Origin of the sequence: Psychroflexus salinarum, from assembly GCF_042677225.1 — a bacterium.
In the GTDB taxonomy this organism is placed as follows: Bacteria; Bacteroidota; Bacteroidia; order Flavobacteriales; family Flavobacteriaceae; genus Psychroflexus; species Psychroflexus salinarum.
Genome location: NZ_JBHTIV010000003.1, coordinates 70,308 through 91,484, shown reverse-complemented (window position 1 = coordinate 91,484; position 21,177 = coordinate 70,308). Strand labels below are relative to the sequence as shown.

At 34.4% G+C, this 21,177-nt stretch carries 15 protein-coding genes and 2 tRNA genes; 12 read left to right on the top strand and 5 right to left on the bottom strand.

Translation table 11 applies throughout. The annotated features are described in order from the left end of the window. Positions 1-63: 63 nt before the first annotated feature. Both ACFQ0R_RS01795 and ACFQ0R_RS01790 read right to left on the bottom strand, forming a co-directional pair. Entirely contained in the window at positions 64-1,554 is a 1,491-nt protein-coding gene (locus tag ACFQ0R_RS01795; protein ID WP_379656656.1) for an OmpP1/FadL family transporter, read from the bottom strand. A gap of 21 nt (positions 1,555-1,575) precedes the next feature. Then, positions 1,576-2,793, bottom strand: coding sequence for a hypothetical protein (locus ACFQ0R_RS01790; protein ID WP_379656655.1), 1,218 nt, complete (start codon positions 2,791-2,793; stop codon positions 1,576-1,578). Between the two features lie 100 nt (positions 2,794-2,893). Between ACFQ0R_RS01790 and proS the strand changes: the two genes are divergently transcribed. The 7 genes from proS to ACFQ0R_RS01755 all read left to right on the top strand — a co-directional run bounded on the left by proS (position 2,894) and on the right by ACFQ0R_RS01755 (position 8,664). Then, positions 2,894-4,372 carry a proline--tRNA ligase gene (gene proS, locus ACFQ0R_RS01785; RefSeq protein WP_379656654.1) on the top strand — a complete coding sequence of 493 codons (1,479 nt, stop codon included), beginning with the start codon at positions 2,894-2,896 and terminating at the stop codon, positions 4,370-4,372. Between the two features lie 65 nt (positions 4,373-4,437). Beyond that, positions 4,438-4,509 (top strand) — tRNA-Glu (locus tag ACFQ0R_RS01780). A gap of 35 nt (positions 4,510-4,544) precedes the next feature. Continuing rightward, positions 4,545-4,616, top strand: a tRNA-Glu gene (locus ACFQ0R_RS01775). A 27-nt stretch (positions 4,617-4,643) separates the two neighbouring features. After that, positions 4,644-4,895, top strand: coding sequence for a 30S ribosomal protein S20 (rpsT, locus tag ACFQ0R_RS01770; protein ID WP_379656653.1), 252 nt, complete (start codon positions 4,644-4,646; stop codon positions 4,893-4,895). 113 nt (positions 4,896-5,008) lie between these two features. Beyond that, complete coding sequence (locus tag ACFQ0R_RS01765; protein WP_379656652.1) at positions 5,009-6,040, top strand: Fe(3+) ABC transporter substrate-binding protein; 1,032 nt, start codon at positions 5,009-5,011, stop codon at positions 6,038-6,040. A 7-nt stretch (positions 6,041-6,047) separates the two neighbouring features. After that, positions 6,048-7,685 carry an ABC transporter permease gene (locus ACFQ0R_RS01760; RefSeq protein WP_379656651.1) on the top strand — a complete coding sequence of 546 codons (1,638 nt, stop codon included), beginning with the start codon at positions 6,048-6,050 and terminating at the stop codon, positions 7,683-7,685. Then, positions 7,669-8,664: an ABC transporter ATP-binding protein gene (locus ACFQ0R_RS01755; protein ID WP_379656650.1), complete on the top strand. Its 996-nt coding sequence runs from the start codon at positions 7,669-7,671 to the stop codon at positions 8,662-8,664. The genes ACFQ0R_RS01760 and ACFQ0R_RS01755 overlap by 17 nt, the downstream gene beginning before the upstream one ends. On the opposite strand, the gene ACFQ0R_RS01750 is transcribed toward ACFQ0R_RS01755, so the two are convergent. Next, positions 8,665-10,041 (bottom strand): sugar transferase, encoded by a 1,377-nt coding sequence (locus tag ACFQ0R_RS01750; RefSeq protein WP_379656649.1) that lies wholly within the window; start codon positions 10,039-10,041, stop codon positions 8,665-8,667. Between the two features lie 124 nt (positions 10,042-10,165). Between ACFQ0R_RS01750 and lnt the strand changes: the two genes are divergently transcribed. Further along, positions 10,166-11,743, top strand: coding sequence for an apolipoprotein N-acyltransferase (lnt, locus tag ACFQ0R_RS01745; RefSeq protein WP_379656648.1), 1,578 nt, complete (start codon positions 10,166-10,168; stop codon positions 11,741-11,743). Between the two features lies 1 nt (position 11,744). Here lnt and ACFQ0R_RS01740 read toward each other — a convergent pair whose 3' ends face one another. Next, positions 11,745-12,473, bottom strand: coding sequence for a CDP-alcohol phosphatidyltransferase family protein (locus tag ACFQ0R_RS01740; protein ID WP_379656647.1), 729 nt, complete (start codon positions 12,471-12,473; stop codon positions 11,745-11,747). A gap of 88 nt (positions 12,474-12,561) precedes the next feature. Between ACFQ0R_RS01740 and ACFQ0R_RS01735 the strand changes: the two genes are divergently transcribed. The 4 genes from ACFQ0R_RS01735 to ACFQ0R_RS01720 all read left to right on the top strand — a co-directional run bounded on the left by ACFQ0R_RS01735 (position 12,562) and on the right by ACFQ0R_RS01720 (position 20,609). Continuing rightward, positions 12,562-13,629, top strand: a complete 1,068-nt coding sequence (locus ACFQ0R_RS01735) for a putative type IX sorting system protein PorV2 (RefSeq protein ID WP_449314338.1) — start codon at positions 12,562-12,564, stop codon at positions 13,627-13,629. Positions 13,630-13,782: 153 nt separating this feature from the next. Continuing rightward, positions 13,783-17,007: a SusC/RagA family TonB-linked outer membrane protein gene (locus ACFQ0R_RS01730; RefSeq protein ID WP_379656646.1), complete on the top strand. Its 3,225-nt coding sequence runs from the start codon at positions 13,783-13,785 to the stop codon at positions 17,005-17,007. Positions 17,008-17,017: 10 nt separating this feature from the next. Beyond that, a complete protein-coding gene (locus tag ACFQ0R_RS01725) occupies positions 17,018-18,451 on the top strand; it encodes a SusD/RagB family nutrient-binding outer membrane lipoprotein (RefSeq protein WP_379656645.1) in 1,434 nt (477 codons plus the stop codon). Positions 18,452-18,530: 79 nt separating this feature from the next. After that, complete coding sequence (locus ACFQ0R_RS01720; protein WP_379656644.1) at positions 18,531-20,609, top strand: M1 family metallopeptidase; 2,079 nt, start codon at positions 18,531-18,533, stop codon at positions 20,607-20,609. On the opposite strand, the gene ACFQ0R_RS01715 is transcribed toward ACFQ0R_RS01720, so the two are convergent. Beyond that, positions 20,606-21,130: a DUF7935 family protein gene (locus ACFQ0R_RS01715; RefSeq protein ID WP_379656643.1), complete on the bottom strand. Its 525-nt coding sequence runs from the start codon at positions 21,128-21,130 to the stop codon at positions 20,606-20,608. The genes ACFQ0R_RS01720 and ACFQ0R_RS01715 overlap by 4 nt on opposite strands. Between the last annotated feature and the right edge of the window lie 47 nt (positions 21,131-21,177).

Below are 21,177 nucleotides of genomic sequence, written 5' to 3'. Positions count from 1 at the left end.
TTTTTTAGCGAAAATAGGATTTTGAAATATATGTAATAATAAAAACTTCTCAAAAGTTTAATACTATAGGTTAAATGAAAGCGTCAACATATAATTATTCATGAAACTCTGTATATCAGATTCTTGTGACAAGCCTGTAAAATACAATATACCCTGTCTATCCTGTTCTACTCGCTGATATGAAAAATCCAACGTAGTGTTTCCGAAATTATAACCTAAACCAAAAGAATAACCCGTAGTTTCTCCAAGAAAATTTTCGTCTAGATAAGGACTCTCTTTGATAAAGTATCCAGCTCTTAAACTTGTGTTTTGAATTCTATATTCACCACCAATATTATATGTAGAAGCACTTGTCATTAAGTTTGAAATTTCTTGATTTTGAAAATCGAAATTACTTGATGTAAATTCCATAGCCGTGAAATCTTTATAACTATAATCAAAGCTTATCAACCCAGAACCGCCAAAAACGTAAGCTGTACTTAATGATAATCGGCCCGGAGTTTTGAAATTATAATCTGGATAAATATTAAGAACATCAGGATCCAATATAGCAACCTGTTCTGAAACTCTTACCGTTTCTATTCTTTGCATAAGTTCTTCAGAAATATTCATCCATGTCGGGGAATCGTAAGTAAAACCTACCCTCCACTCTTTTGTGATTTTTGCGATTCCACCCAGCTGAAATGAAAACCCACTTCCTCTAGTTCTTAACTCATTATCAAAGAAAATATCTGTCACTCCAGAACCTGAGTTAAATTCGTCAAAAAGGGTTGTTCTTCTGTAATCCATAAAATGAAAATTCAAATTCAACCCAAGATGAATTCTATCTCCAATCATTCCCCCTCCGTTCACTGTGTACTTTCCAGAATTCCCTGTAGTTTCCTCTGAATAAGTTTGACTATAATTTGATCCAAAAACATTGGATATATACTGATTATTATCTAAATCTGAAGGATTAGCAGCATCAATAATGAATGTTTCATAGCCTAAAAAAGCCTGTTGAGCGACAAAGTCATTATTTTCACCTAGAAAACGATATAATTGTCTTGGAGTTTCACCTGAAAGAGGTTGAAGTAAATCTAAAGGAACACCTTGAGCATTGCTTAAAAAGTAATTTGAAATACTCTGAGAATTTGTTCCGTTTACAAAATATTCATTATCATAATTGTTTGTTCTATTATATGAAAAACCTAATGTAAGTTTATTGAACAAAGCATCCTTATTATTTGTTGTAAAAACAAATACAGCTCCTAACTGATTAAGATCAAAATCTGAATCTGATGAAGTATTAAAACCTCCACCATAAAATGCATCATTATTAATAGTTTTTAAGTCTAGTGACCCTGAAAACTTATTATTCAAAAAAACTGCAGAGCTTGCCGGATTAATATTTATTGCTGAAATATCACCACCTAAAGCACCAAAGGCACCACCCATTGCGGTATATCTAGCCGTACCGTTCACTTCATTAGTAGAAAACCTTAAAGCATCTGTGATATCTTGAGAAAACACATTGACACTTATAAATAAAAATATAACTATTAATCTTTTCATTAAAATTGTTTTGATTGTTTATTATCCTCTTCCAGAACTTCTACCACCCGAAGATCTTCCGCCAGAACTTCTACTTCCAGAAGACCTACTGCTGCTACCACTACTTCTTGCGGAAGAGCTTCTTGAACTACTTCTTGAACTTCTTACACCACTACTTCTAGAAGATCTGTTTGATGAAGATCTTACTCCACTGCTTCTGCCTGTTCTAGAAGATGAGTTATTATATGATCTTGCTCTAGAAGATGTATTTCTGTATGTAGAATTTGATCTAGATCTAGCATCTACATTTCTAGAATTTCTTATTCTAGATCTCGAGTAATTACCAGATGTTCTAGCCCCAACATTTCTTGAATTATTTATCCTGTTAGAATATCTTGAAGAGTTGGTTCTTGTACTTCTGCTAACGTTTGATCTGTTACTAGATGCTCTGGACACGTTGCTTCTGCTAGAATTAGCTCGAGATACATTCGACCTTGAATTTACACTTCCGTAAGATAACTGAGATCTGGTATTTCTACTATAAACATTGCCATACCTGTTATTCCTGTTGAAAGCAATACCATTATAACCTCTTCCATAGTATCCTCCGTAAAAACCCCCATAATAAGGGTTACCGAAGCCAAATCCTCCCCAGCCCCATCTTGAACCGTAGAAGCCACCGTATCCGAAACCTCCCCAGCTCCATCCAGGACCATAAAAGCCACCACCAAAGTAAGGGTTTCCGAAACCACCCCAGCCCCAGCCAGGACCGTAAAAACCTCCACCAAAGAATGGGCTGCCAAAACCACCCCAGCCAAAACCAGGACCGTAGAAACCATTATTTATATAATTAACACTTACCGACGTAGGATTTGATCCCCAGCCTGCGTTATTACCATTATAAATTGGCTCTTCATAATATTTTTCTTCTTCTGTATAAATCCCATCATCAGAAGAATAATTATCAATATTTGTGAATACTTCGTTATTAGAATTTCTAGCTTCAGAAATCATCTGTCCTTGATCTTGAAAAAACTTTGAATAAGTTTGAATTTGCTTATTTAAATTTTCTTCTGCGTTTGATTTTCGTTGAGAAGTATTTTCGTTGGAAACAGATTTTCTAGTCTCCGAAGGAACGCTAGATCCATAAATTCCATCAGAAGTAGAATTTACATTTCTGTAAGATGAACACGAAGTCAAGAAAACCACAGATAACATTCCTAATGCTATAGAATTCAAAATTTTGTTTGATTGTATCATAACTTGTGGTTTTTATTATTACTATTATCAAATTTAGTTAGTTTTGTGCTAACTAAATAATCATTAACAGAGGTACAACATTTGTGCCAAACGAAATATAATGGGAAAGAGCTTAACAAGTAGAAAAGAAGATTACTCCAAGTGGTATAATGAATTGGTAGTAAAAGCTGATTTAGCAGAAAACTCAGCCGTAAGAGGATGTATGACCATAAAACCTTATGGTTTTGCCATTTGGGAAAAGATGCAAGCCGAATTGGACAAAAAATTTAAAGAAACTGGGCATGAAAACGCTTATTTCCCTCTCTTTGTCCCAAAATCTCTTTTTGAAGCTGAAGAAAAAAATGCTGAAGGATTTGCAAAAGAATGTGCCGTAGTAACACACTATAGATTACAGAACGATCCTGATCGTCCGGGAAAACTAAGGGTAGACCCAGAGGCTAAGTTAGATGAAGAACTGGTCGTAAGACCAACCTCAGAGGCTTTAATATGGAATACTTTTAAAGGGTGGATAGAGTCTTACAGAGACCTTCCTCTTAAGATTAACCAGTGGGCCAATGTTGTAAGATGGGAAATGAGAACCAGACTATTTTTAAGAACCACAGAATTTTTATGGCAGGAAGGTCATACTGCTCATGCCACAAAAAAGGAAGCAATTGAAGAGGCAGAACTCATTAATTCGTTATATGCTGATTTTGCTGAAAACTATTTAGCTATACCTGTAGTTCAGGGATTGAAGTCTGAAAGTGAACGATTTGCAGGAGCTGTTGAGACTTATTGTATCGAAGCTATGATGCAAGACGGAAAAGCACTTCAAGCAGGAACTTCTCATTTTCTAGGTGAAAATTTTGCCAAAGCTTTCGATGTGAAATTCACATCAGATCAAGGCAAGCAGGAGTACGTTTGGGCAACTAGCTGGGGAGTTTCTACTAGATTGATGGGCGCTTTGGTAATGACACACTCAGATGATAATGGATTGGTTTTACCTCCAAACTTAGCTCCAATTCAAGTTGTTATTGTACCCATATTCAAAAATGAAGAACAATTACAGCTTATTTCTGAAAAAGCAAATGCCATTGCTGATGCATTAAAGACTAAAGGAATACGTGTAAAATTTGACAATAGAACAACTCATAAGCCAGGTTGGAAATTTGCAGAGTACGAGCTAAAAGGAATTCCTCTCAGAATTGCTATTGGCCCAAAAGATCTTGAAAAGGGAAGTGTAGAACTTGCAAGAAGAGACACTCTTTCTAAAACATTTGAAAATCAAGAAGGAATAGAAGATCTCGTTGAAAACCTTTTAAAAGAAATACAACAGGAATTGTTCAACAAAGCAAAAACATTTAGAGACGATCACATTACTGAAGTTGATTCTTTTGAAGACTTTAAAGAAACCTTAGAAAACAAAGGTGGTTTTATTTCTGCACATTGGGATGGAACTACAGTAACTGAAGAAAAAATTAAAGATATTACAAAAGCTACAATTCGATGCATACCTTTGGAAAGCTCTAAAGAAAGCGGAAAATGCGTGTTAACAGGCAACTTTTCTTCTCAACGGGTATTATTTGCTAAAGCTTATTGATTTTTTTTCAGAAAAACATTTGCGCAATTTAAATAATTAGTTATTTTTGCACTCGCAAATTTAATGGTCCGTTCGTCTAGGGGTTAGGACGCCAGGTTTTCATCCTGGTAACAGGGGTTCGATTCCCCTACGGACTACAAGTTTAAAAGTTCATATCATACATTATTAACACGGTCCGTTCGTCTAGGGGTTAGGACGCCAGGTTTTCATCCTGGTAACAGGGGTTCGATTCCCCTACGGACTACTATTAAAATTTTATATTTAGAAAGTTATGGCTAATCATAAATCAGCATTAAAAAGAATAAGAAGCAACGAAGCAAAGCGCTTAAGAAATCGTTATCAGCACAAAACGGCTCGTAATGCCATTAAAAGATTGAAAGCTACTGAAGATAAATCTGAAGCAGCTAAAAGTCTTCCTGAGATCATTTCTATGATTGATAAGTTGGCTAAAAACAACATCATTCATGATAACAAGGCTGCTAACTTAAAATCTCAGTTAACAAAACACGTTGCTGCTTTATAAGTAAACACATTAAGTATTTATAGGTCTCTTAGTCGAGACCTTTTTTTTGCTAAAAAAAATTATCAATAATAAGTCTAAATAAGTTTAGATAATTAAATTTGTAAAAAAAAGTCATGCAAAAATTATTTTATTTATTATTCGCTTTTACGATTGTATTAGGCTGCAAGTCTGAAGACAAAAAAGACGAAAAAATTAACGAACTCACTGTTTATACTCATAGACATTACGAATCTGACCAGGAGCTTTTTAAACAGTTTGAGAAAGAAACTAACATCAAACTCAATATAGTGAATGCCAGTGCTGATGAATTGATACAAAAAATGAGTCTTGAAGGTAAGCAGTCTCCTGCTGATGTACTTATAACTGTAGATGCAGGTCGACTTTACAGAGCTAAATCTCAAGATTTACTACAACCGATTTCTTCATCTCTTATAGATTCTATTGTACCCAGCTATTTAAAGGATGAAGATGGACACTGGGTTGGATTGACCAAAAGAGCTAGAGTGATTGCTTATTCTAAAGAAAATATAGACTCCACTCAATTATCTACATATGAAGATTTAACTTCAGATAAATGGAAAAATGAAATACTTGTTAGGAGTTCTTCTAATATTTATAATCAGTCTCTTTTAGCCTCTATTATAGCTAATAAAGGTCAAGAGTATGCAGAAAATTGGGCCCAGGGCATAGTTAATAACATGGCTAGGTCACCTAAAGGTAATGATCGGGATCAGGTAAAAGCAGTAGCTAATGGTGTTGGGAATTTAGCTATTGTGAACACCTATTATATTGGAAAACTTTTAAATTCTGAAGATGAGGATGAATTAAAAGCTGGAAATAGTGTTAATATATTTTTCCCAAACCAAGAAACAACAGGAACACATATTAATGTGAGTGGTATTGGTGTTGCTAAATATTCTCCAAACAAAGAAAATGCTATTCAATTTATTGAATTCCTATTGAAAGAAGAAGCTCAAAATATATTTGCAGGATCTAACTATGAGTATCCTGTAAATCCAAATGTTGAGCCTTCAGATATATTGAAGCAATGGGGAGATTTTAAAGAAGACAAATTATCACTAAACGAACTTGGCAGAAATAATAAAGAAGCTGTTATTATTTTTGATAAAGTAGGCTGGAAATAATACTTAGTTGAACATAAAAGATAGATTTTACAAACTCAAAAGAGACCTCAATAGATGGTCTCTTTTGTTGTTGTTAATCTTAGCAGTAGTAGCCATCCCTATTCTCACCATAGGCCTCAAATTATTTGACGGTCCTGGAGAAAGCTGGAATCATATAGTAGACTACGTACTGTTTGACTATTTGCAAAATTCATTTCTATTAGCCATTTTCTGTTCTATCATTGTTATTGTCTTCGGAGTTACAACAGCTTGGCTGGTTTCCAGGTTTGAATTTCCTTTCAGAAAACAATTGGAGTGGCTTCTAATTTTACCACTGTCGGTCCCCGCTTATATTATGGCCTATGCTTATGCTGGTGTTTTTGGATATTCTGGAGTATTTTCAAACTTTATGGAAATAATGGGAGTAGATAGTTTCAGAATAGAATTCATGAACATTTACGGCCTCTCATTTGTTCTCAGCATCTCACTCTTTCCCTATGTTTATGTAAGTTGTAGAACTTTTTTTCTAGCTCAGGCAACCAATTTACTCGAAGCTTCAAGAATGCTTGGAATAAGTGAATTCAAATCTTTTTTCAAGCTTATTTTCCCACTAGCTCGTCCAGCTGTAATAGCAGGATTAGTCTTAGTACTTATGGAAGTATTGAATGACTACGGTGCTGCAAGTTATTACGGAGTAAGTACATTTACTACTGGGATTTTTAGATCCTGGTTTTCTCTTGGAGAGCCTGAAACTGCTATCTATTTATCAGCCATCCTTTTGATTATTGTATTCGGATTAATACTTTTCGAAAAGTGGCAAAGAAGAAATCTGAACTTCACTTCAGCAAAATCTTCAAAGCAAAATTACAACTCAAGGTTAAAACCAAAAATGAGTAATCAAATTTGGTTTAGTATGATTTGCTTTGTTCCTGTTTTTTTAGGTTTCATTTTACCTGTTGTCCAGTTAGTTATCTGGGTAAAACAAACTTTTTCTAAAGTTTGGAATGTTGAATTTATTTCAATTACCCTTGAAAGTTTTGGCATTGCTTTTCTAACTGCTTCGGTTACCGTTTTGATAGCTCTACTCCTACTCTTTTTTACAAAATGGAATAAAATTGAATTGCTTAAAACCACCTCAAAGCTTGGTGTTTTAGGTTATGCGATTCCTGGGATTATAATTGCTATAGGTGTTTTAATACCTAGTTTATACCTAGATAAGTGGTTAATCGAAAAAAATATTACTTCAAAACTGATTTTGAATGCGACATTAATTGCATTAGTATATGCATATGTAGTAAGGTTTCTAGCTGTAGCCTACCAACCCCTAGAGTCTTCTAGTCTAAAAATAGACAGAAGCTTATCTGATTCTTCTAAAGTATTAGGCAAAGGAAACTTCAGAACCTTCTTCAAAATTGAGTTTCCCCTCATAAGAACTGGATTATTGAGTGCTTTTATTCTTGTCTTCATTGATATTCTGAAGGAATTACCGCTTACTTTAATCATGAAACCTTATGACGTAAATACTTTGGCCGTTAAGGCTTTTGAATACGCTAGTGATGAAATGGTAAGTTCTGCAGCACTTCCTTCTCTTCTCATAATATTAACGGCATTAATTCCCGCAATTTTTTTAAATAAGTTACTTTTGAAGAATGCAAGCAACACTTAACATTTCTAACTTATCAAAGTCTTATGACCAAGGAAAGGTAAAAGCGCTCGATAACATATCTTTTTTCGTCAAAAAAGGAGATATCTGCGCAGTAGTTGGTGAAAGTGGGAGTGGTAAAACAACACTTATCCGATTGATTGCTGGATTGGAAGAATTAGATTCTGGAGAAATTCATATTGAAAACCAACTTGTAGCTTCCATCAAAAAAAACATAGCTCCAGAAAAAAGAGATGTAGGAATGGTTTTTCAAGAGTACGCCTTATTTCCTCACCTTTCTGTATTAGAGAATGTAATCTATGGTATAAAAAAATCAAAATCAAAAAAAGATGTTGCTTTAGAAACCCTGAGTCTTGTTGGTTTAAAAGGTTTTGAAAAACGTTACCCTCATGAATTATCAGGAGGACAGCAACAAAGAGTTGCATTAGCTAGAGCCCTAGCTCCTAAACCATCGGTATTAATTTTAGATGAACCTTTCAGTAATCTAGATGCGATGATGAGACACAGATTAAGAAATGAAGTTTTCAATATCATAAAAAAAACTGGAGTTACAGCCATTTTTGTGACTCATGACACTCAGGATGCGTTGGCAGTAGCAGATGAAATTTTGATACTTCAAAATGGTAGATTGGTGCAAAAAGATGAAGCTTCTGCTTTATATAAAAAACCTCAATCTATTTATGTAGCATCCTTATTCGGAAATACTGTTCAACTTAATAAAGGTTTACAAACAGCCTTCAAGTGTCCACTAAAAGAAGATTGTTGTCACGCCATCAGAAATGAAAGTCTTACTGTAAACCAAGATTGCGATTATGTATCTGAAGCTGAAATACTTAAAAGAACTTTTCTAGGAACTCACTCTCAATTGCTCTTGAAATTGGATAATGGAGAACACCTAACAGTTGTTACTAGTGAGCCTGTGTTAGGAAATACCATCAAAATTGGCTTTAACTCTAAAGATGTCTTAGCCTTCGATGAATAATTATTGACCTCTGAAGAATATAATTGTACTTATTGTCTTAAGAATAATCCTTAAATCTAAAAAAACACTTCTGTGCTTTATGTAATAAAGATCGTATTGAAGCTTTTCAATCATATCTTCATCTGAGTTTGCATATTTTGAATTGACTTGAGCCCAACCTGTAAGCCCAGGTTTGATCACTTGCCTTACTTCATAGAAAGGTATTTTTTCTGATAACGTTTTGACAAACTCCGGTCTTTCTGGCCTTGGTCCTATCAAACTCATATCTCCTTTTAGCACATTAAAAAATTGAGGGGTCTCATCGAGACGAGTTCTTCTTAAAAAATTACCGAATTTGGTGATTCTCACATCACCTTTGGATGCAAGTTGTGCTCCATTTCTTTCTGCATTTTTCACCATGGTTCTGAATTTTATAATATTAAATTCTTTACCAGATTTACCTAACCTAAGTTGTTTATAAAATAAACTACCTCTATTTCCTATCAGGTTTCCAACTAGTATGAATGGCAGAATAATGAGCCCAAAGACTAAACCAATTAAACTCATTATAATATCAACCAATCTGTGATATAATAAGTAAAGTCGATTCTGATTGCTCCTACTAAATGGAAAATAAAAATAAAAGTCATTATCAACATATTGAATAGGCACTTTGCTTGTAATTTCTTCATAAACGTGCGCATATGCTTTAATTGGAAATCCTGTTTTCAAAAGAGGAACCAAAGCTTGGTAAAGATCAGAACTTAATCCCTCCATGGAGTTTGCTACTACAATCTCGCCTACTTTGTATTTAAGAACGATATCTTGGAGTTCGTTCAATTTATAGGATGCAAAGTTTGCTGATGATTTTTCTTTTGTGCTTATAAACCCTTTGATTTCATAGTTGGGATCGTTTAACAATAAGTCATTCCCTATTTTGTCAATATCTACATCATCACCAACAATCAAGACTCGTTTAAAGAATCTTGGTGAAGTAATTAATCCTATGTAAAGGAATCTCCAGACCAATAATGTTGACACTAAAATTCCAAAAAAATAGATAATCTGAAAACGATTATCTGGCAATGGAGGAGAAAAAACTGGAGTTAATAAAAAAAACAGGGTAACAAGAAGACTAGTAAGTACTACATTCTTTACAGTTGCTTTTCTAGATTCAGCTTTTTGTAAATTATAAATTTCGAAAACAGTTCCAAACAGTAAAATATAAAATCCTAAGGTGATTAACCATGTCCATACGTTAGATTTAAAGGGGAAGTAAGTGAACGTGGAATTTTCTGTAGTAATGAAAAGTGCAAGCCAAACAAAAACTACATCAAAAATTCTTAGTAATACCTTTCTCTCAGAAATTTCAAAATGATTGACTTGGTTAATTTTCATAATTCAGGATGATAATGGCCAAATTTATAAAATATATTTCCTGAACCACATATTTAAATATTTAGTTTGCAAGAATTTCTTTCGAAGCCCTCAATTTTAAAGTAAATTTGAAAAAATTATTAGTTTGAAAAATATACTTTTAGCCTTAACCTCTGGACTGTTATTAGCATTAAGTTGGCCTACCACTGGTTTTAGTCCGTTGAGTTTTATAGGATTTGTACCTCTTCTTATTGCAGAATTTGATATTAGAAAAGATAATTTCAGAAGAACGAATTTAAGAACATTTGGTTATGCCTTTCTCAGCTTTTTGATCTGGAATACATTCACCACTTATTGGCTTTACTTCTCAACTCCATTTGGTGGAGTTTTTGCTATTCTCGCAAACTCCCTGTTAATGAGTTTAGTTTTTCTGATTTATCATATCATTGCTAAAAGAGTTGCTTTTACAGCAGCTTCTTCTTTTTTCATTGCATTGTGGCTTAGCTTCGAAAAACTACATCTAGGATGGGAGTTCTCTTGGCCTTGGTTAAATTTAGGCAATGTTTTCGCAAACGACATAAATTTTATTCAATGGTATGAATACACAGGGACTTTTGGCGGAAGCCTTTGGATTTTAATTTCCAACTTTATACTATTTAAGGGAGTTTTGCTATACATTCAACATAAAGATAAAAGCATTTTGTTTCGCACAGGCCTAAGGTTTGTAATAATAATTACCATACCCATTATTATCAGCATTTTAATAAAACCTGAAACAAATTCAGAAAACACAATTGAAACATTAAGTCTGCAACCTAATGTAGACCCTTATGCTGAAAAATATAATACAGACAACAAAGGAATTTCTGAGAATCTAAAAGAGTTAGCTGAACCGCTTCTTAGCGATAAAGAACAACTTCTTATAGCTCCTGAGACTGTTTTTGCTGAGGGTGTCGATATCAAAAATTACAGATATTCTCAAGCTCAAAGATTTTCTCAGGATCTTTTTGCTCAGAACGAAAACCTTAATATTCTTTTTGGCATATCGATGTACCAGATTTTACGAGATGAAACTCAAGTCTCTACTCAAACTAATTTTTTAAGAAAGGGAGTTTGGTTCAACGATTATAATAGTGCTGTATTTGAAAGAAAGGATACTGAGCATGAATTTTACCATAAGTCAAAATTAGTCGTGGGAGTTGAAAACTTTCCTTATCAATCTACACTCAAGCCTTTACTAGGGGATATCATGATAGATCTTGGAGGAACTGTTGCCATGAAAACAACGCAAGAAGAACGAAGCGTTTTCAAATTGAACAACGGCTATGGAGTTGCTCCTATTATTTGCTATGAATCTGTTTATGGCGAATTTGTTAATGGCTATGTATCCAATGGAGCAAATGCATTAGCTATTATTACCAACGACGCCTGGTGGGGTGAAACCCAAGGTCATTTACAGCATTGGAGTTACGCAAGATTAAGGGCTATAGAAACAAGACGGGCTATAGCAAGAAGCGCAAACACTGGAATATCTGGGTTTATAGATAAAGATGGGACTGTTCTTGAAAAGTCGCAATACAATGAAAAAACTATTTTGAAATACAACCTGCCACTCTATGAAGGCGAAACGTTTTACGTGAAGTTTGGTGATTTTATTCCTAGAATTTCAAATTTTTTAGCACTATTCATTTTATTATTTGCAGTCACGAAAAGAAGAGGATAATTTAATCTCTCATCTGTAGTGCTATGGATAATAGTATATAAGTCAAAATTATGAGTGGAATAGCTATGAATTGAAGCCAAACTAAGGTTACAATTGAGAAGACGAGAATAAAATATCTAAACCAATTTTCTTTAAAATTTAAGTTCTTGAATTTCAAAGCAAACAATTTTAATTCTGCATTAAGTAATAATGTACTAATTATAGATATAAAAACAAGAACATATGTATTTTCAAACCAGGATGAGATTAAGGATTCTGGATGGTACTCTAAGATGAGCGCTAAACTTAAAATCAATAATGCATTTGCAGGGGTAGGCAAACCTATAAAACTATCGGTCTGTCGCTCATCAATATTGAATTTTGCTAACCTGTAAGCAGAGCCTAATGTAATTATAAGCCCTGTAAAAATCATCCAATTTACGTCTGAAGACAAAAAGACTAAACCTGTTGAAGAACCGATAGATTGCGATAAAAGCTGACACATTACTAACCCAGGGACCAGCCCGCTTGTTACCATATCTGCGAGCGAATCTAGCTGTAAACCTAAATCACTTTTCACATTCAATACTCTTGCAGCTAAACCATCAAAAAAATCAAAGAAAATCCCTAAAGCAACAAATAAAGTAGCCAGACTCAATTCTCCCTGAACTGCAAATACAGTAGCAACAGAACCTGAGAGTAAATTTAAAAGCGTTATAAAGTTTGGAATTTGTCTTTTTATCAATATCATAAAGTCAAATAGTTTTGTACAATAAGAAATAGCAAAATAAGTTTTAATATTATTAATTGTAGCATATTTGCTCAAAATAATTAATGTATTGAAGAGGTTCACCTTCATATTAATATCGTTTTCAACATTTTTTGCTTTTCCTCAAACAGCAAAATATTCCAACGAATTCTTAAATATTGGAGTAGACGCAGCTGCTTTCGGAATGGCAAATGCGGTGACAGCTACGACCAGAGATGTAAATTCTGGATATTGGAATCCTGCAGGCCTGGTTCATTTGGAAGATAATCAGGTTTCTGCAATGCATGCCAATTATTTCGCCAACATTGCTACTTATAATTATGTCGCTGGTGCGATGCCGATTGACAGTAAGAGCGCTGTTGGCTTCAGTATAATTAGATTTGGTGTTGATGATATTTTAAATACTACCCAACTTATTGATGAACAAGGGAATATTGATTATAATCGCATTAGTCTATTCTCTACAGCAGATTATGCTTTTACCTTATCTTATGCGAGAAACCTCCCTCTCGAAGGGTTTTCGTACGGCGTAAACGCCAAAGTTATAAGAAGAGTTATTGGTGACTTTGCCAATGCCTGGGGCTTTGGTTTTGATGCTGGAATTCAATTTCAAAAAAACTCTTGGTACTTTGGAGTTATGGCAAGAGACATCACAACCACATATAATACATGGACTTTTGATGATTCTGAATTGGCTACAATTCAGAATGCCATAGACGGACAAAATCAATCGACACCTGAAGCCTCTGAAATTACATTACCAAAACTACAGATTGGAGTTGCAAAAAACACTGCACTAACTAGAGATTTTGATCTCAACACTTCAGTAAATTTAGACATGAGGTTCGCTCAAACCAACGATATTATTTCTTCTGGATCTGTAAGTGCCACTCCTGCTTTTGGTTTTGAAGTTGGATATGTCAATTTAGTTTATCTACGCGGCGGAGTTGGTAATTTCCAAAATCTTGAACAATTGGGAGGCAATGGTACTGAAATTGGCTTTCAGCCCAACTTTGGAGTTGGTTTCAAATACAAAGGAATTCAAATTGATTATGCCCTTACCGATATTGGTGACCAAAGCCTTGCCCTCTACTCCAATGTTTTTTCCTTAAAATTGGATTGGTCTGTTTTTAGATAATTTTTGAATATTTTATTACAATGAAAATCAAAGCAATAATTGAAAAATCTAACTGTGATTTACTAAATTATGTAAATTTAACGTTATGCATTTGTTAACTAGTTAAATTACTATTAGTTTCGACGTGGCTAATTCTAATAAAAAAACTAACAAATGAAACAAAATGTAAATTGGATCTTTTTATTCATTTTCGCTTTAATCTCCCATGTGGGATTGGCGCAGAATCAAGAAGTGACAGGAACTGTAGTTGACAATTCTGGACTACCCTTACCAGGTGTCAACGTAATTGAGGAAGGAACTGCAAATGGCACCCAAACCAACTTTGATGGAGAATTTTCTCTTCAAGTGGGTGATGATGCTGTTTTAGTATTTTCTTATTTAGGAATGAAAGAAAAAAGGGTAACAGTCGGAAATAAAAATTCTTTCGACATTACATTAGAACCTGATACAGGACAACTTGATGAAGTCGTTGTTACTGCTTTGGGTATTAAAAGAGAGAAGAAATCTTTAGGTTACGCGACTCAACAAGTTGGCGGAAATGAAGTATCTGATGTTGCGACTCAAAACTTCACTAACGCATTATCTGGTAAGGTTGCTGGTCTTAAAGTAAAATCTTCTGGGACAATGGGAGGTTCTACCAATGTTGTTATAAGAGGTAATGCCTCTTTAACAGGTAACAATCAGGCTCTTTTTGTTGTTGATGGTACACCAATCATCAATCAAAACTCTAATACCGGAGGCCAACGAGCAGGCCAAGGTGGATATGACTATGGTAACGCTGCTGCGGATATCAATCCAGATGACATTGAATCCATAAACGTTCTACGTGGTGCAGCTGCTTCTGCACTTTACGGTGAAAGAGCCGCTAACGGGGTTATCATTATTGAGACGAAAAGAGGTCAAAAAAATAAAGGTATTGGTGTAACTGTGAGATCTTCGGTTATGTTTTCAAATGCAGATGATGAAACTTTACCAAACTATCAGCGAAAATATGGAGCTGGTTATGGACCATATTATCAATCTGAAGATGGTTATTTCAACCTTTATGATGTAAATGGTGATGGTGTTTTAGACGAGACAACGCCTTTTACTGAGGATGCTTCTTTTGGTGCAGCTTTTGACCCAGACAGAATGATCTATCAGTGGAATTCTATATATCCAGAATTGGACACATATCAACAAGCTTCACCTTGGGATGCTGCAGAATATACTCCAAATGATATATGGGAAACAGGTTATACTATGATCAATTCTGTTGCTTTAGATGGCGGAACTGATAAAAGTACTTACAGAATCGGTTTTACAAATTTAGATCAGGAAGGAAGTCTGCCTAATAGTAGCATTACAAGAAACAACATAAAGTTTTCAGCATCTCACGATTTAACTGATAACTTTCAGGTAAGCTCTAATTTCAATTTCATCAAGACTGATGGAAAAGGAAGATATGGTACAGGATATGACGCTCTAAATGTTATGCAGTCTTTTAGACAGTGGAATCAATCAAATGTTGACCTTTACAAGCAACGTGATGCTTATTTTTCAACAGGAAATAACATTACCTGGAATCCAAATGGTCCCGAAAACTTAAGCCCTATTTATACTGATAATCCTTACTTTACTAGATATGAGAATTATCAAACTGATACACGTAATCGTTATTTTGGTAATATCAATTTGAATTATCAAATCAGTGATGTATTTAGCGTATTAGGTCGATTCACATTCGATACTTACAGCGAATTACAGGAAGAACGTAAAAATGTTGGATCTGTAGGGGTCTCAGGATATTCTAGATTCGATAATAGAGTTGCTGAGTACAATTATGATTTAATATTAAATTTCAATAAAGATTTGAACGATGATTTAAATCTTGATGGTAATATTGGCTTTAACCTTAGAAGAAATGAGCAATCGTCTATAAGAGCATCCACTAACGGAGGCTTAAATGCTCCTAATTTCTTTGCATTAAGTAATAGTAAAGACCCACTAAATCCTCCTTCAGAATATGAAGCGGACGAAATGCTTGACGGTATATTTGCTAGAGCTAGTTTGGGTTACTTAAACACATATTATGTAGAAGCTACAATGAGAAGAGATAGATCTTCTACTTTACCAGAAGATGATAACACATATTTTTATCCTTCTGTTTCTACCAGTGTTTTACTTTCAAATATTATAGAAAGAGATTGGTTGAGTTTTGCTAAATTAAGAGCCAATTATGCTCAGGTAGGTAGTTCAACAAGTCCTTATAGAGTATTTAACACGTATGTAGTATCAACTCCTTTCAATGGTCAAGGTGTTGCAAGTTTAAACAGTACACTTAACAATCTTGAGTTAAAATCTGAAACCTCGAAATCTTTTGAGATAGGTTTGGAATCAAGTTTCTTAGATAATAGACTAAGTTTAGACTTTTCTTACTACAGAACAAGAACAGAAGACCAAATTACTCCGGTTCCGGTTTCTAATGCTACAGGATACACCAGAAAATTATTAAATGCTGGTGAGATCGAAAATAAAGGATTTGAAGTACTTCTTAGCGGTACTCCAGTGAAACTAAATGATTTTAGCTGGAACGTAAGCATGAACTGGTCTAGAAATAGAAATGAAGTAATAAGCCTTACTGAGGGTATTGATAATCTTCAGTTAGCAAGCCTTCAGGGTGGTGTATCTATTAATGCTGCTCCAGGCGAACCTTACGGAGCGATAAGAGGTTCTGATTATGTTTATGATGATGCTGGTAATAAAATTGTTAATGAAGCAGGATATTATGAAACAACATCTTCAAACAACAATATAATTGGTAATATCCAGCCAGACTGGAATGCAGGTATTACAAACTCTTTTAAATATAAAAATTTTAGATTTAGTTTCTTAATTGATATACAAGAAGGTGGTGATATTTTCTCACTAGATACATGGTACGGTATGGCTACTGGTGTGTATGATGTAACTGCAGGTATTAATGATCTTGGTAATGAAATGAGGGCTCCTTTAACAGGCGGAGCTGATAGTGGTGGTATAATCTTACCAGGTGTAAATGCAGACGGATCGCAAAATCAAACTAGAGTTCCGTTTGATACATATGCAAATCCTTATGGATACGCAAGAGACGCAAACAAAGGTCATGTGTATGATGCATCTTATATTAAGTTAAGAGAATTAAGTTTAACTTATGACTTTGGTGATAAAATCCTTGATAAGCTTCCATTCACAAATGCTTCAATTTCATTCATTGGTAGAAACTTATGGATCATTGATAAAAACTTACCTTACTCAGACCCTGAGGCTGGTTTAAGTTCTGGTAACATACAGGGTTATCAATCTGGAGCGTATCCGGCAATGAAGCAATACGGGCTAAATCTTAGGTTTAATTTTTAAACAATAAAAAATGAAAAAATACTTAGTAACATTTATAGTGGCCTTTCTCTTCATATCTTGTTCAGATGATGAAAAATATGAAAGGCTAAATCAAGACCCAAAGAACCCAACTGAAGTATCAGAAGACTTTTTATTTACTTCAGCAACGGTTAGTTTGGGAGATTTTTTGGCTAGTCCAAATGTAAATATCAATATATTTAGATTTATTAGTCAATACCTGACGGCTACAACTTATGTTGATGAGCCAAATTACGATTTGACAAATAGAAATATTCCACAGTCGCAATGGTCAGAAATTTACAGAGATGTATTGTTAGATCTTGACGATGCTAAAGACTACATCAACGAAAGCGAAAATCTAACTCAAGGTGAAAAAGATGCACGTATTGGACAAATAGAAGTTATACAAGTATATGCTTGGCAAGTTTTAGTTGATACTTTTGGTGACATCCCTTATAATGAAGCTTTAGAAGCAGAAACAGTTACTCTGCCAGCTTATGAAGATGATGCTGTTATCTATCAAGATCTTATTGAAAGACTTCAAACTGCAAGTACACTTTTAGGTTCTGGACAAGGATTTACAGGACCAGATGTAATATTTGGAGGAGATATGAGCAAATGGAGTAAATTCAACAACTCATTACAATTAAGATTAGCGATGAGAATTTCTGATAGTAATCCAGGTCTATCCCAAGATGCTGCAGAAGATGCGGCAAGTAAAGGTGTATTCACAGGAAATCAGGATAATGCAATTATTGCTTATCAAAGCTCTCCTCCTAATACTAATCCTCTATGGGAAGATTTAGTGCAAAGTGGTAGATCTGATTATGTTGCGGCAAATACAATTGTTGACATTATGAATGATCTTGATGATCCTAGACGTACGTACTATTTTGATCAAAATCTTGGTGACGGTGTTTACGAAGGTGGTACTTACGGAGCACAAAATCCTTTTTCCGGATCAACTCATATTGGTGAAAACTTTAGAGATCCAACGCATCCAGGTATATTTTTGGATTTTGCAGAAGTTTCATTTCATTTAGCTACTGCATCAGAACTTAATTATAATGTTTTTGGTGATGCACAAACTCATTATAATAATGGTATAACAGCTTCTATGAATTATGCTGGCATCGATGATCAAAATGCTATTGATGATTATTTAGCTAGTCCAGGAGTTGTTTATAACTCTGCAGACTCTAATGCTTTAATAGGAACTCAGTTCTGGATTGCGATGTTTGATAATCCTTTAGAAGGATGGTCTGCTTGGAGAAAGTATGATGAGCCAAGTCTTAATATACCTGAATCTTCTGGAAATCCAGTTCCTGTAAGATATACTTACCCTATTAATGAACAAAACTTGAATGAAGCAAATTACAATGCTGCTTCGCAAGCAATAGGAGGAGATACTCAACAAACCCCACTATTCTGGGATGTAAATTAGAATCAAATTCTAATACTTAAGTCTAAAGCTGCTAGTTAATTCTAGCAGCTTTTTTTATTTTAAATACTAACTTTGAAATATGATTAGAATAGTATTCTTAATACTTTTTTCAATGGGTTTTTGCTATGGGCAACAAACCGAAAAAGTCGATTTCTTAGATATGGATGCAAGTGTCGAAATCGACACTGTAAATTTTAAAGTCAAAGGCAAAGTCCTAATCAGATTTAAAACACTAAAAGATATTGACTCCATTTACTTGGATGGTGTTGATATGAAAATTAAGACTTCAGAAACAAACCCTTTGAAAATAGTTGAAGAAAATGATAAAATTTGGATAACCAGTAATTTTAAAAAAGATACAGAGTACACGGCTGAATTTTCTTACGAATGTCAAACTCAACAAGCTCTTTATTATGTTGGGTTTAATTCAAATCTTAAAGAGTATCCATCCCAGGTTTGGACTCAGGGTCAGGGTAAATATACTTCCCATTGGCTCCCCAGCTTAGATGATATGAATGATAAGATCATTTTCAATATTACCTACTTAGCTCCAAAAAATTATGAAGTCATCGCTAATGGAAAGCTGTCAAGGACCAGGTCCCGGTTGAACCACAAATCGTGGACTTTTGAGATGAACCAACCCATGAGTAGTTATCTCGTAGCTTTTGCAATGGGGGACTTTACCAAAGCGGCAAGTAAGAGTGAGAATGGCACTCCACTTCAATTATATATTGAAACCAGACATGCAGATAAAGTGAGTTCGACTTATAAGCATCATGAAAAGATTTTCAATGTTCTAGAAAGCAAAATCAATATAAATTATCCATGGCAAAATTTTAAACAAGTGCCTGTAAGAGACTTTTTATATGCTGGAATGGAGAACACAACGCTGAATACGTTTTCTGAAGAGTTTGTGGTCGATGAGATAGGTGCGAACGATAGAAGCTTTGTGAATGTTCAGGCTCATGAGCTCGCTCACCAATGGTTTGGCAATTTAGTAACAGAAACTTCTTCGAAACATCACTGGCTTCATGAGGGATTTGCAACGTTTTATGCCTTGGAAGTAGAGCGAGAGATTTTTGGAGATGATTATTATTATTTTAAAATCTATAAAACTGCAGAAGAGCTTAAAGCTCTTAGTGATACTGGCAAAGGTCAAGTTCTGGTAAATAAAGGTGGTTCTTCCCTCACCTATTATCAAAAAGGGGCTTGGGCACTTATTATTTTAAGAGAAATTGTGGGAGAAGATGTTTTTGAAAAAGCAGTCGAAAACTACTTAAAAAAATACGCTTTCAGTAATGTAAATACTAGCGATTTCATGAAAGAGGTAGAACTTGAATATGGTCTAACATTAGACAATTTTGAGGAGCGGTGGCTTAATCAAAAAGCCTTTCAGTCACGGGAAAGCCTTAGGTATTTGAAAAAAAATAAGTTCATTCAAGACTACATGAAATTGGTAGCTTTTAGAGAAACTCGATTAACTTTTAAAACTGAACGGCTTGATGAAGCTCTTGATTTTCCCGTAAACGACTACTTAGGCCAAGAAGCGGTTTATCAATTAAGTAGTGAAGATTTAAAATTAGCTCTTCCTCTTTATAAAAAAGCCCTCGAAACCAACAATCTTTATGTGAGTCAAGCCATCGCAAATTCCCTTTCTTCGGTTCCAAGAGCCCTCAAGACTGATTATGAGACTTTACTTGATGATGAATCTTACACGACAATAGAAAAAGCATTATTACATCTTTGGATGTCTTTTCCAGAAGATAGACATAGATACCTCGATCGGACCAGTGATATCATAGGCTTTCAAGATAAAAATGTAAAGCTTTTATGGCTCACCTTAAATCTTGCAACTCCAGATTATAAACCTAATGAAAAGTCAACGGTGTTTTCTGAATTGAGTAGCCACACTCAAACAGGATACCCATATCAAGTAAGGCGTCATGCCTTTGGATATTTATATCAGATAGATACGTTTACTGAAAGTAATTATAAACATTTGATGGAAGGTGTCTTCCATCCTGTGTGGCAGTTTAAAAAATTTTGCAGAGAATTGCTTGACACATTAATGCAGTCTAGCAAACATAAATCAAATATTCAAAAACTAGTAAATGATTTCTCTGTAAGAGAGAAAACCTTTTTCAATAACAGATATTAAAACAGTTTTTTGATTTCAGTTTTCACATAAGCTATACCAGTATCGCTTGGAGATGATTTCTCCAGCAAATCCGTTAAGATAACTTCTCTTAATTTCTGAGCATTTGTGATTTTATCACTCATACTCGTTCTTCGTATAAGTGAAATAGTAGAATTTTTGGAGGCCTTTACAGCATCCCAGCATTTTTGACTTACATATACCTGTTGTACTAGATTATGCTCAAATTCCTGCTCTATAGAAGCAATAAGAAGATTTTCATAATCATATTTGTTATCACCAACAGGTTTTACCCGGGCTAATAATTGGCCTGGGGATATACGCTCAAGAAAAAGTACTAAACGTTCAAATGCTTGAAGGCGTATTGGTAATACCTCACTCCGATTTTCTTTTCTGAGTTCTAAATATTGTATTTCTTTTTGGTGATCGACATAGGTTTTAAAAAAATAATAGCCTATTCCACCGGCAATTAGCGCTGGAAGCAAGTAAGCTAAATAATTTAAAAATTCAGAAAAAGATACCATTATGAAGTTTTTTTTCAAATATAAATATTAAAGCGTATTTTATGTTT

What these genes read in the sequence shown, in the direction of transcription:
- ACFQ0R_RS01750 (WP_379656649.1), bottom strand. Translation starts at nt 10,041, where the DNA reads ATGAAAATTAACCAAGTCAATCATTTTGAAATTTCTGAGAGAAAGGTA.
- ACFQ0R_RS01720 (WP_379656644.1), top strand. Translation starts at nt 18,531, where the DNA reads ATGATTAGAATAGTATTCTTAATACTTTTTTCAATGGGTTTTTGCTAT.
- ACFQ0R_RS01725 (WP_379656645.1), top strand. Translation starts at nt 17,018, where the DNA reads ATGAAAAAATACTTAGTAACATTTATAGTGGCCTTTCTCTTCATATCT.
- ACFQ0R_RS01765 (WP_379656652.1), top strand. Translation starts at nt 5,009, where the DNA reads ATGCAAAAATTATTTTATTTATTATTCGCTTTTACGATTGTATTAGGC.
- proS (WP_379656654.1), top strand. Translation starts at nt 2,894, where the DNA reads ATGGGAAAGAGCTTAACAAGTAGAAAAGAAGATTACTCCAAGTGGTAT.
- ACFQ0R_RS01740 (WP_379656647.1), bottom strand. Translation starts at nt 12,473, where the DNA reads ATGATATTGATAAAAAGACAAATTCCAAACTTTATAACGCTTTTAAAT.
- ACFQ0R_RS01755 (WP_379656650.1), top strand. Translation starts at nt 7,669, where the DNA reads ATGCAAGCAACACTTAACATTTCTAACTTATCAAAGTCTTATGACCAA.
- ACFQ0R_RS01730 (WP_379656646.1), top strand. Translation starts at nt 13,783, where the DNA reads ATGAAACAAAATGTAAATTGGATCTTTTTATTCATTTTCGCTTTAATC.
- ACFQ0R_RS01795 (WP_379656656.1), bottom strand. Translation starts at nt 1,554, where the DNA reads ATGAAAAGATTAATAGTTATATTTTTATTTATAAGTGTCAATGTGTTT.
- rpsT (WP_379656653.1), top strand. Translation starts at nt 4,644, where the DNA reads ATGGCTAATCATAAATCAGCATTAAAAAGAATAAGAAGCAACGAAGCA.
- ACFQ0R_RS01790 (WP_379656655.1), bottom strand. Translation starts at nt 2,793, where the DNA reads ATGATACAATCAAACAAAATTTTGAATTCTATAGCATTAGGAATGTTA.
- ACFQ0R_RS01715 (WP_379656643.1), bottom strand. Translation starts at nt 21,130, where the DNA reads ATGGTATCTTTTTCTGAATTTTTAAATTATTTAGCTTACTTGCTTCCA.